A 255-nucleotide genomic window follows, 5' to 3' on the forward strand; every position below is an offset into this window, starting at 1 on the left:
TCTCACTTCGTTTTTCTTTCCTGCGTTAAAATATTGCTTTAAATTTTTAATAGATAATAGCACTTCATCATTTTTCATTGAACGACACCCTTTCTACCTTGAGTGGTTTTTCATAATTATTAGGCATCGGTTTCATACGTTGTTTTACCAGCTCGGTTAGTTCAACTTTTGGTGCACGTGCGTCTAATAACCAAGATTTCACAAAATGTGTCGGTGAAACTTTAAACCACGGCGGTTCTACTTTAAAATCAATAT

At 34.5% G+C, this 255-nt stretch carries 1 pseudogene; it reads right to left on the reverse strand.

The features are described 5' to 3' along the window. Nucleotides 1-67: 67 nt before the first annotated feature. Nucleotides 68-255: pseudogene (locus GUI70_RS25990) on the reverse strand (ABC transporter ATP-binding protein); the annotation flags it as partial.

Source organism: Deinococcus alpinitundrae, assembly GCF_009982895.1.
GTDB lineage: Bacteria > Deinococcota > Deinococci > Deinococcales > Deinococcaceae > Deinococcus > Deinococcus alpinitundrae.